The organism is Nocardioides sp. WJ219, assembly GCF_058559815.1.
In genome coordinates, this window is the sequence record NZ_JBZUJV010000006.1 from 372,723 (window position 1) to 383,524 (window position 10,802).

Genomic DNA, 10,802 nt, shown 5'->3' on the forward strand with positions numbered 1-10,802 from the left:
TGGCGGAGTGTCAAATACGCGCCTGGTTCTCGATCTGGATGGCGCCCATCGCGGTGAAGAGCTTCTTGATCAGGTAGTTCTCCTCGTTGTCGAGGGTCGCCCCTCCGAGGCTCGCGATGCCCATCGTGCGGCGGACCCTGCGGTCCTTCTCGTCGAGGTCCTGCCACCCGTCGTTGCGCGCCTTGACGACGCGGTCGGCAATCATCTCCATCGCCGTGTCGAGCTCGAGGTCGGTCCACTCGGTGGCGTAGGGAGCGCGGTACTTGATCTTCGTCTGCCGCAGCGAGCTGGTGACCAGGTTCTTGCTGGCGGCGCCCTTGGGGCAGAGCCGGCCGCGGTTGACGGGGCTGTCGGGGTTGCCCTCGATCTGGACGACCTTCTCGTCCTTGACGTAGACGTCCTGGGCGCAGCCGACGGCGCAGTAGGGGCACACGCTCTTGGCCACCCGGTCGGCGGTCGTGTTGCGTGAGGTCATCTCCTCGGTGCCGCGGGACCGGGCGGCGGTGCCGCGGCCGAGCACGTCACCCCCGCGCAGCTGTCGCAGCACGGGCCATGACAGGAACGTCCTCGCCATCGGTGCACCTCCTGGTCGCGGGCCGGTACCCCCACCCCCCGGACTCATGCGCGCACGACCACCGGGAATTCGCCGGCCTCGACCAGCTCGCCCACGACGGGGTGGCCGGGCAGCTCGCCGGCGACCAGGAGCCCGCCCGAGGTCTGGGCGTCGGCGAGCAGCACCAGCTCGTCCTCGCCGACGTCGGAGGCCAGGTGCGGGCGCACCCAGTCGAGGTTGCGCCGGCTGCCGCCGGGCACGAAGCCCTCGTCGTACGACGACCGGGTGCCGTCGAGGTAGGGCACGGCGGCGCTGTGCACCACCGCGGTCACCCCGCTGGCCCGGGCCATCTTGTAGAGGTGGCCGAGCAATCCGAAGCCGGTGACGTCGGTGGCGGCGGTGTGGCCCGCGGCCAGGGCCGCCCGGGAGGCGTCGCGGTTGAGTCGGGTCATGGTCGCGATCGCCTCCTCGAAGCGCTCGCCGGTGGCCTTGTGCCGGTTGTTGAGCACGCCGAGGCCCAGCGGCTTGGTCAGCGTCAGCGGGATGCCCGGCCGGGCGGCGTCGTTGCGCAGCAGCCGGTCGGGGTCGCCGAGCCCGCTCACGGCCAGGCCGTACTTCGGCTCGGGGTCGTCGATGCTGTGCCCGCCGGCGAGGTGGCAGCCGGCCTCGACGCAGACGTCGGCGCCACCGCGCAGCACCTCGGCGGCCAGCTCGAAGGGGATGCGGTCGCGGGGCCAGGCCAGCAGGTTGACCGCCAGCACGGGCTCGCCGCCCATCGCGTAGACGTCGGACAGGGCGTTGGCCGCGGCGATCCGGCCCCAGTCGTAGGGGTCGTCGACGACCGGGGTGAAGAAGTCGGCGGTGGCGATCAGGGCCTGTCCGCCCGCGATCCTCACCGCTGCCCCGTCGTCGCCGTGCTCGAGCCCGACGATGAGGTCGCCGTCGCCGTCGCCGCCACCGCTCGCGCGGCCACCCGGGAGCCCGGCGAGCACCCGCTCGAGCTCGCCGGGCGGCACCTTGCAGGCGCACCCGCCGCCGGCGGCGTACTGGGTGAGGCGGACGGTGGGGGTGGCGGTCATGAGCCGACCCTACGAGCGACCTCTACAGTGGCGGGGACGTTGCGGGGAGGCGTTCCTCGTCTGGTGACGGGCACGGTCCTCAAAACCGTTGTGGCCGAGTACCTCGGTCAGGCGGGTTCGATTCCCGTCCGCCTCCGCCAACGTCGACCGTGGCCGGCTCGAGCTCGGAGGACTCGCGTGCAGGATCCTCGCCGGGCCACCCCGCGCACCGACGCCGTGCTGGCCGACCCGCGGCTGTGCGCCGCCGCCGACCGGCTCGGCCCCGCCCTGGTCAAGCAGGCCGTCGTCGACGCGCTCGCTCGCTGCCGGTCCGGCGAGGTCGCACCGGACGACGTGGCGGCGACGGCGCTCGGCGCCCTGCCGGCCACCGCCACCGCGCTGCGGCGGGTCGTCAACGCCACCGGCGTGGTCGTGCACACCAACCTCGGTCGCGCGCCGCTCTCGGGCGCTGCGGTCGAGGCGCTGACCGTCGCGGCGGGGGCCACCGACGTCGAGCTCGACCTCGCGACCGGACGCCGGGGCCGCCGCGGCCGCTCGGTGCTGGCCGCGCTCGCCGACGCGGTGCCCGCGGCCGGCGGCGTCCACGTGGTCAACAACGGTGCGGCCGCCCTGGCGCTGGTCACCTGCGCCCTGGCCGCCGGCCGCGAGGTGGTGATCGCCCGCGGCGAGATGGTCGAGATCGGCGACGGGTTCCGGATCCCCGAGCTGCTGGAGTCGGTGGGTGCCCGGCTGCGCGAGGTCGGCACCACCAACCGGGTGCGGCTCGCCGACTACGAGGCCGCGATCAGCGACCGGACGGCGTTCGTGCTCAAGGTGCACCCGTCCAACTTTCAGGTCACCGGCTTCACCAGCGCGGTCGGCGTGCGCGAGCTGGCCGCGCTGCCGGTGCCGGTGGTCGTCGACATCGGGTCGGGGCTGCTCACGCCGCACCCGCGGCTCCCCGACGAGCCCGCGGCCTCGACCGCCCTCGCCCAGGGCGCCGACCTGGTGACCGCGTCGGGCGACAAGCTGCTCGGCGGGCCGCAGTGCGGGCTGCTGCTCGGCACCGCCGAGCTGGTCGAGAGGCTGCGGCGCCACCCGTTCGCCCGCGCCCTGCGGGTCGACAAGCTCACCCTGGCCGCGCTCGAGGCCACCCTCACCGGGCCCCCGACCCCGGTCGCGCTCGCGCTCGCCACCACCCCCGAGGCCCTGATGGCCCGCGCCGAGCACGTCGCGGCGCAGGTCGACGGCACCGCGGTCGCGTCCACGGCCGCGGTCGGCGGCGGCGGGGCGCCGGGGGTGTCGCTGCCGAGCGCCGCGGTCGCCCTGCCGGCAGCGCTCGCGACGCCGTTGCGGCTCGACCCCGAGCTGCCGGTGGTCGGGCACGTCGAGCGAGGGCGGCTGCTGCTCGACCTCGCGACCGTCCCGCCGGCCGACGACGACGCCCTGGTCGCCGCCGTACGCCGTGCCGCCGCCGCGGCCGACTGACGTGCACGTCGTCGCCACGGCCGGGCACGTCGACCACGGCAAGTCGACCCTCGTCGACGCGCTGACCGGCATGCGGTCCGACCGGCTGGCCGAGGAGCAACGGCGCGGCCTGTCGATCGAGCTCGGCTACACCTGGACGACGATCGGGGACGCCGGCGAGGTCGCCTTCGTCGACGTGCCCGGGCACGAGAAGTTCCTGGCCACCATGCTCGCCGGGGTGGGCCCGGTGCCGGCGGTGCTGTTCGTCGTCGCGGCCGACGACCCCTGGATGCCCCAGGCGGCCGAGCACCTGGCCGCGCTCGACGCCTTCGGGGTGCGGCACGGCGTCGTCGCCGTGACCCGCTCCGACCTCGCCGACCCCGGCGCCGCGGTCGCCCGGGTGACCAGCGAGGTCGCGCGCACGTCGCTGCGCGGCGCTCCGGTCGTGCCGGTCTCGGGCCACACCGGTGCCGGTCTCGACGAGCTGCGCGCCGGCCTCGCGGCGATGGTCCGGCAGCTGCCGGCACCGGACCCGGCCGCCGACGTGCGTCTCTGGGTCGACCGGCGGTTCACGGTGCGCGGTGCCGGCACGGTCGTCACCGGCACGCTGCCGGCCGGCCGGGTCGCCCGCGGCGACGCGCTGCTGCTCGGCCCGGCCGAGGGCGGCGGCGTACCGGTGCGGGTGCGTGGGGTGCAGTCGCTGGGCGAGCCGGTCGAGGCCGCCACCGGCGTCGCCCGCGTCGCGCTCAACCTCACCGGCGACGACCTCGACGTGCTGGAGCGGGGGAGCGTGCTGGTCACCCCCGACCGCTGGCGCCTCACCGACACCGTCGACGTGCGGGTGGCCGGCGACGCCGCCGACCTGCCGGCCCAGCCGCACCTGCACATCGGTGCCGCCGCCGTGCCGGTGCGCAGCCGCCCGCTCGGCGGCGACCTGGTCCGGCTGTCGCTGCCCCGGGCGCTGCCGCTGCGGGTCGGCGACCGCGCGCTGCTGCGCGACGCCGGCAGCCGCCGGGTGTGGGGGCTCGTGGTGCTCGACCCGGCGCCGCCCGGGCTGCGCCGCCGGGGCGCCGCGGCCGAGCGCGCCGCGACGCTGGCGCCGCTGACCGGCACCCCCGACCTGGCCTCGGAGGTCGAGCGGCGCCAGGTCGTCGCCCTCCCTGCGCTCGCGCTGATCGGCGTACCGACGTCGCCGGTGCCGGAGGGGGTCGTGGCGGCCGGGCCGTGGCTGGTCAGCGGGGCCCGCGCCGAGCGGGCCGCCGCCGAGGCCGCCCGGCTGGTGGCCGAGCACGACCGGCGGCAGCCGCTCGACCCCGGCGTCCCGCTCACCGCGCTGGCCGAGCAGCTCGCCCTGCCCGGGCCCGGGGTGGCGGCCGCCGTGGTCCGCCCGCCGCTGCGCGTCGAGGGCGGGCGGGTGCTCGCCACCCCGTCGGCACCACCGCTGCCGCCCGACCTCGAGCGTGCGGTCGCCACGCTCGAGGCCGACCTGGCCGACGCCCCCTTCGCCGCACCGACCGCGGGCCGGCTCGCCGAGCTCGGTCTCGACGTACGCCGGGTGGCCGCCGCCGCCCGCGCCGGCCGCCTGCTCCGGCTGGCCGACGGCGTGGTGCTGCTCGCCGGCGCCGACCGGCGCGCGGTGGAGTGGCTGGGCGGGCTGCCGCAGCCGTTCACGGTCAGCGAGGCACGGGTGCGCCTGGCCAGCTCGCGCCGGGTGGTGCTGCCGCTGCTCGACCACCTCGACCGCGCCGGCCTGACCCGGCGGCTGCCCGACGACCGGCGCACCGTGGCGCCCCGCACCTGATCGACCAGCGCCCGCGGTGTCCGCGACGCCTGCCAGGGTGTCGGGGTGTCCCGCATCTCGCTGTCGCGCCTGGCCGGCGACCGCGTGCTGGTCGTCGAGGGTGAGGCGCGACGCGAGCTGGACCAGGCCGACCTGGCGGCCTACGTCGCCGCGCGCGAGGTCGACGCGCCGCGCTGGGTGTGGGACGACACGGCGCGCTGGTACCCACCGCTGCTGGCGGCCGGGGTGCGGGTCGGGCGGTGCCACGACCTGCGCCTCGGCCACCACCTGCTGCGCGGCGCGCCCGCGGCCGACCAGGGGCTGCTGGACGGCGAGGAGCGCGAGCGCTGGGACCTGCTCGGCCCGGCCGCCGCCCCGACCGGGGTGCCGGCGGCGCCCGCGCTGTTCTCCCTCGACGAGACCACCGAGCACCTGCGCGCCGACCTGGAGGACGCGCGGCAGCTCGCCACCGTCGCCGCCTCGGCCGAGGCCGGTCGGCTCGCGCTGCTGCTCGCCGCGGAGTCCTCGGGCGCGCTCGTCGCTGCCGAGATGACCGCTGCCGGGGTGCCGTGGCGCACCGGCGTCCACGAGCGGTTGCTCGCCGAGGCGCTCGGGCCGCGACCGCCCCGGGGAGCGCGGCCGCAGCGGCTCGAGGCCCTGGTGGCCGACGTGCGCGAGGCGCTCGACGCGCCGGGCCTCAACCCCGACTCCCAGCCCGAGCTGCTCGCCGCTCTCCGTCGGGCCGGGCTGCAGGTCGACAGCACCCGCGCCTCGGCGCTGCGCGCGCTCGACCACCCGGCCATCGCGCCGCTGCTGCGCTACCGCCAGCTGGCGCACCTGTTCACGACCAACGGGTGGGCCTGGATCGACCAGTGGGTGCGCGACGGGCGGTTCCGGCCGACGTACCAGCCGGCCGGGTCGGCGACCGGCCGGTGGTCCTCGCACGGGGGCGGGGCGCTGTCGATCCCGGTGCAGGTCCGGCCCGCGGTCGTGGCCGACGACGGGTGGGTCCTCGTCGTCGCCGACGTCGCGCAGCTCGAGCCGCGGGTGCTGGCCGGCATGAGCGGCGACCGCGCGCTCGCCCGGTCGGCGCGCGGCGCCGACCTCTACCAGGGGATGGTCGACGACGGCGCCGTCGCGACCCGCAACGACGCCAAGCTGGGGCTGCTCGGGGCGATGTACGGCGCCACCAGCGGCGAGAGCGGACGGATGCTGGCCGGCCTGGCGCGGCGCTACCCCGACGCCTTCGGGCTGGTGGAGGAGGCGGCCCGGGCGGGGGAGCGGGGCCAGGTGGTGCGCACGCTCCTGGGCCGCGGATCACCCCACCTGGGCCAGGCGTGGGACCCCGAGCCGGAGGGCCCGGTGGTCGACCTCGACAGCCTCGACCGGCGTCGGCGCGCGATCGGCCGCTTCACCCGCAACTTCGTCGTCCAGGGCACGGGCGCGGAGTGGGCGCTGTGCTGGATCGCCGACCTGCGCCACCGGCTGTGGCGCCTCGGCGAGGGCGACCTCGCCGACCGGCCCCACCTGGTCCTCTTCCTCCACGACGAGGTCGTCGTGCACGTCCCCGCCGCGCTCGCCGACGCCGCGGCGGCGCAGGTGGTCGAGGCCGCCACCACCGCCGGGAACCTGCTGTTCCGCGACCTCGCCATCGACTTCCCGCTCACCGTCTCCGTCGTGCGGTCCTACGCCGACGGCGGCAAGCCCGGCCCCCCGGCTCCGGCCGTGTGAGACGTTGGCGGGTGTGATGCAGGGACTCGACACCGCGGTGCTCAGGATGCTGCGCGACGCGGGTCCGCTGACCAAGTCCCAGCTCGCCGAGGCGCTGGGGGTGTCGCGGACCACGCTCTCCGCCACCGTGCGCGGACTGGCCGCGGCGGGCGTCGTCGAGGACGGCGCCCTCGCACCGAGCTCCGGCGGCCGGCGCTCGGTCACCCTCCGCTACACCGCCGACCGGGTGTTCGTGGCCGTGTCGCTCGGTGACCGCCGGGTGCGGGTCGCCGTCCTGGGCGGCCACCTGACGATCGCCTCGGGGGTGAGCATCGAGCGCCACGAGCACGACGGCGACGCCACCGTCGCCGAGCGCGTCCTGGCCGCCGTGCGCCAGGTGCTCGACGGGCGCACGCCCTCGGCGATCGGCGTGGCCGCGGTCGACGTCGACTCCGACCTGGTCGCCGAGCTGACCCGGGGGCTCACCGAGGAGCACCCCGGCACCGTGCACACCACGCTGCCCGCCGTCCGGGCGATGGCCCTGGGGGAGCGCCACTCCGGTGCCGCCCGGGACGTGGCCGACCTGGTCGCCGTACGGCTGGGCAACGGCGTCACCACCGCCACGATCACGGGTGGACACCTCGGCGAGGGCGCGACCGGTCGGGCGGGGGAGGTCGGGCACCTGCGCGTGGAGGAGTTCGGCCCGGCCTGCGCCTGCGGGCGCACCGGGTGCCTCGACTCCTACGCGAGCGCGGTCGCCCTGGTGACCCAGGCCACCGACCTGGCCCGGCGCGGGCGCTCCACCGGCCTCGCGGCCGTGCTCGACGAGGCCGAGGCGCTCGACCTCGCCGACGTCGTCGCCGCCGCCGAGGCCGGCGACCCCGCGGTCGTCCAGCTGGTGCGCGACGCCGGACAGCGGCTCGGCCAGGTGGTCGCGGGTCTGGTGGCGCACGCCAACCCGCGCTGCGTCGTCCTCGGGGGACCGGTGGCGGCGCTCGGCGCGCACCTCCTCGGCGACGTGCGCGCCGCCGTCTACCGGCTCGCACCGGTCCACTCGGCCGAGACCCTCGACATCGTGCTCAGCGAGCTGGGCGAGCGCGCCGTCCTGGTCGGCACCGGGTCCGACGCCGTGGCGGCGTGGAGCGCCAGCCGATCTTCCGACTGATCTGGTCATAACTGCGGGTGCATTCGTCGCAATGGACAAAGTCGATTCGACCCGCTGACCGAGAGGGCTTGCACCGCGCTCGCGGCGGACTTAGTTTGGGCGACGCCCCAACAAAGCGTGACGACACTCACACCCTCGCCGACCGGCTCAGCCGGGAGCCGGGTGTGTCTCGGACCGGTCGTCGCCGCCCCGGCGACCGACCAGGCGTTCCTGCACGCCGCTGAGCCCGAGAGGAGTGACCCGTGTCGACCTTCGACCAGGCCCCGCACGACCACAGCCTCGCCAACCTCGACCTGCGGCGCTCCAACCTCGGGCTCGCCCTCCGCTTCCTGCGCGACCACGGTCCGCGCTCGCGCGCCGGGCTCGCCTCCGACCTCGGCGTGACCCGGTCGACCGTCTCGACGCTGGTCGCCGAGCTGATCGAGCGCGGCCTGGTCAGCGACGGCCAGCAGGTGCAGCGCGCCGTCGGCCGGCCCAGCACCACGGTCGAGCTCGACGGCCGGGGCGTGTGCGGCATCGGGGCCGAGATCAACGTCAACCACGTCTCGACCATGGCGCTCGACCTGCGCGGCGAGGTCGTCGAGGAGCGCAAGCTCGCCCTCGACGCCCGCTCCCTCGACGCCGGCACCGTCCTGGCGCACCTGGTCGACCTGGTGCGCGAGACGGTGCAGTGCCTCGAGCGTCGTGACGTCCTGACCGTCGGGCTCACCGTCGGCGTCGCCGGTCTCTACGACCGCACCCGCGACCTGCTCACCCACGGCCCCAACCTCGGTTGGTACGACGTGCCCGTCGGGTCGATCCTGCGCCGCGACCTCGGGGCGTCGTACCCGGTCGTCGTCGACAACGAGGGCAACCTCGCCGCCGCGGCCGAGGCCACGCCGGGCGACCCCCACCGACAGGACATCCTCGTCATCCACGGTGAGATCGGCGTCGGTGGCGGCATCGTCGCCGGCGGCCGGCTGCTGCGCGGGAGCCACGGCTACGCCGGCGAGTTCGGCCACATGATCGTCGAGCCCCGCGGCCGCCGGTGCGGGTGCGGGCGCCAGGGGTGCTGGGAGACCGTGAGCGGGCTGCGCGCCCTGCTCGAGCGGGCCGCCGACCCCGACGACCCGATCCGCAACCCCAGCATGGCCCTCGACGAGCGGCTGGCCGAGATCAACCGCCGCGCGGGCCTCGGCGACGCACGGACCCTGGACGCGCTCGAGGAGGTCGGAGCCTGGGTGGGCGTCGGTGCGGCGATCCTCAGCAACGCCCTCAACCCGGCCACCGTCGTGCTGACCGGCTACTACGCCGCGGTTGGCCACCACATGCGACCCGCCATCGAGCGCGAGCTGCACGGCGGGGTGCTGGCGCCCGACTCGGGCGGCACCCGCGTCGAGCTGTCGACGCTGGGCTTCAGCGCCGCCGTGCGCGGCGGCGCCACCGCGTCCCTCGAGTCCGTCTTCGCCGACCCCACCCGCGTCCCACGGCGTACCGCCGTGTCAGGAGAGACCGCATGAGCACCCCCGAGGCGCACCCCACCCAGGACGACGCCACGTCGGGTGGTGAGCTGCTCCAGATGACGGGCATCGTGAAGGAGTTCTCCTCGGTGCGTGCGTTGGGTGGGGTGGACCTGGATGTGCGTCGTGGTGAGGTGCATTGTCTGTTGGGTCAGAACGGTGCGGGTAAGTCGACGATGATCAAGATCCTTTCGGCGTCGTATGTGCCGGATGAGGGTGCGATCACGTGGAAGGGCAAGGCGGTGCGGTTCACGCATCCGCAGGCGGCGATCGATGCGGGGATCGCGACGATCTACCAGGAGCTGGATCTGGTGGATGGTCTGACGGTGGCGGAGAACATCTTCTTGGGTCATGAGATGTCGGCGGGTGGGTTCTCCCGTCGGGGTGCGACGAACAGGCGTGCGGAGGAGATCCTGGCCCGGTTGGGTCATGGTGAGATCAAGCCGACGCGGTTGGTGGGTGAGTTGTCCCCGGCGGGGCAGCAGGTGGTCTCGATGGCGCGGGCGCTCTCGCACGAGGTGGATCTGTTGATCTTGGACGAGCCGTCGGCGGTGTTGGACCACGGTGAGGTGGAGAACCTGTTCCGGGTGGTGCGTGGGTTGACTGCGCAGGGGGTGGCGGTGGTCTACATCTCTCACCGGTTGGAGGAGATCCGGCAGATCGGGGACCGGATCACGGTGTTGAAGGATGGCAAGACGGTGGCGACGGGGTTGCCGGCGAAGACGACGGCGACCTCGGAGCTGATCAAGCTGATGACGGGTCGTTCGATCGAGTACGTGTTCCCGCAGCGTGACAAGGACGCCGCTGCTGCTACCGCTGTTGAGCGGGATGTGGTGTTGCAGGTTGATGACTTGGCGTTGGCGGGGGTGTTCTCGGGGGTGGACCTGACGGTCCGTGCTGGGGAGATCGTGGGTCTGGCTGGTTTGGTGGGGTCGGGTCGTACGGAGATCTTGGAGACGATCTACGGTGCGCGGCGGGCGACGTCGGGCACGGTGGTCGTTGATGGCAAGCGGTTGCGTCGTGGTGCGGTGGACGTGGCGGTGCGTGCGGGGGTGGGTCTGGCTCCGGAGGAGCGCAAGTCGCAGGGTTTGTTGTTGGACCAGGCGGTGTACGCGAACATCAGTGTGTCCTCGATGGGGCGTTTCCAGCGGGCTGGGTTCATCCAGCGTGGGCGGGAGAAGGCCAAGGCGCGTGAGCTGGTCGATTCTCTTGATGTGCGTCCGCGCAACATCTCTCGGCACGTGCGGACGATGTCGGGTGGTAACCAGCAGAAGGTGGTGCTGGCGCGGTGGTTGCTGCGTGGGTGCCGGGTGTTGTTGTTGGACGAGCCGACCCGGGGCGTGGATGTCGGCGCTCGGGCGGAGATCTACAAGCTGGTGCGGAACCTGGCTGATTCGGGGGTCGCGGTGGTCGTGGTCTCCAGTGAGGTCGAGGAGGTGCTCGGGTTGGCGGACCGGGTGCTGGTGGTCCGTGAAGGTCGTGTCGTGCACGAAGCTGCCGCTGCCCATATCGATGAGTCCCGGGTCCTGGACCTGGTGATGGAAGGAACCCCCGCATGACCGACTCCACC

The 10,802-nt window shown here is 74.8% G+C and carries 8 protein-coding genes and 1 tRNA gene; 7 read left to right on the forward strand and 2 right to left on the reverse strand.

Annotated elements, in window-relative coordinates; translation table 11 throughout:
- Positions 1 to 10: 10 nt before the first annotated feature.
- A complete protein-coding gene (locus AC4MBH_RS16650; protein WP_491796131.1) occupies positions 11 to 574 on the reverse strand; it encodes a hypothetical protein in 564 nt (187 codons plus the stop codon).
- Positions 575 to 618: 44 nt separating this feature from the next.
- Entirely contained in the window at positions 619 to 1,632 is a 1,014-nt protein-coding gene (selD, locus tag AC4MBH_RS16655) for a selenide, water dikinase SelD (protein WP_491796133.1), read from the reverse strand.
- 45 nt (positions 1,633 to 1,677) lie between these two features.
- Here selD and AC4MBH_RS16660 point away from each other — a divergent pair.
- The 7 genes from AC4MBH_RS16660 (at position 1,678) to AC4MBH_RS16690 (ending at position 10,791) form a co-directional block, all read left to right on the forward strand.
- A tRNA-Sec gene (locus AC4MBH_RS16660) sits at positions 1,678 to 1,772 on the forward strand.
- A 37-nt stretch (positions 1,773 to 1,809) separates the two neighbouring features.
- The gene (gene selA, locus AC4MBH_RS16665; RefSeq protein WP_491796135.1) at positions 1,810 to 3,099 is read left to right on the forward strand and encodes an L-seryl-tRNA(Sec) selenium transferase; all 1,290 of its coding nucleotides are present in this window, start codon (positions 1,810 to 1,812) and stop codon (positions 3,097 to 3,099) included.
- A 1-nt stretch (position 3,100) separates the two neighbouring features.
- Entirely contained in the window at positions 3,101 to 4,879 is a 1,779-nt protein-coding gene (locus tag AC4MBH_RS16670; RefSeq protein WP_491796137.1) for a SelB domain-containing protein, read from the forward strand.
- Between the two features lie 45 nt (positions 4,880 to 4,924).
- Entirely contained in the window at positions 4,925 to 6,589 is a 1,665-nt protein-coding gene (locus AC4MBH_RS16675) for a bifunctional 3'-5' exonuclease/DNA polymerase (RefSeq protein ID WP_491796138.1), read from the forward strand.
- 16 nt (positions 6,590 to 6,605) lie between these two features.
- Positions 6,606 to 7,733: an ROK family transcriptional regulator gene (locus tag AC4MBH_RS16680; RefSeq protein ID WP_491796158.1), complete on the forward strand. Its 1,128-nt coding sequence runs from the start codon at positions 6,606 to 6,608 to the stop codon at positions 7,731 to 7,733.
- Positions 7,734 to 7,975: 242 nt separating this feature from the next.
- On the forward strand, positions 7,976 to 9,232 hold the full coding sequence (locus AC4MBH_RS16685; protein ID WP_491796140.1) for an ROK family protein: 1,257 nt from the start codon (positions 7,976 to 7,978) through the stop codon (positions 9,230 to 9,232).
- Positions 9,229 to 10,791 (forward strand): sugar ABC transporter ATP-binding protein, encoded by a 1,563-nt coding sequence (locus tag AC4MBH_RS16690; RefSeq protein WP_491796142.1) that lies wholly within the window; start codon positions 9,229 to 9,231, stop codon positions 10,789 to 10,791. Before AC4MBH_RS16685 ends, AC4MBH_RS16690 begins: the two co-directional genes overlap by 4 nt.
- Positions 10,792 to 10,802 lie beyond the last annotated feature (11 nt).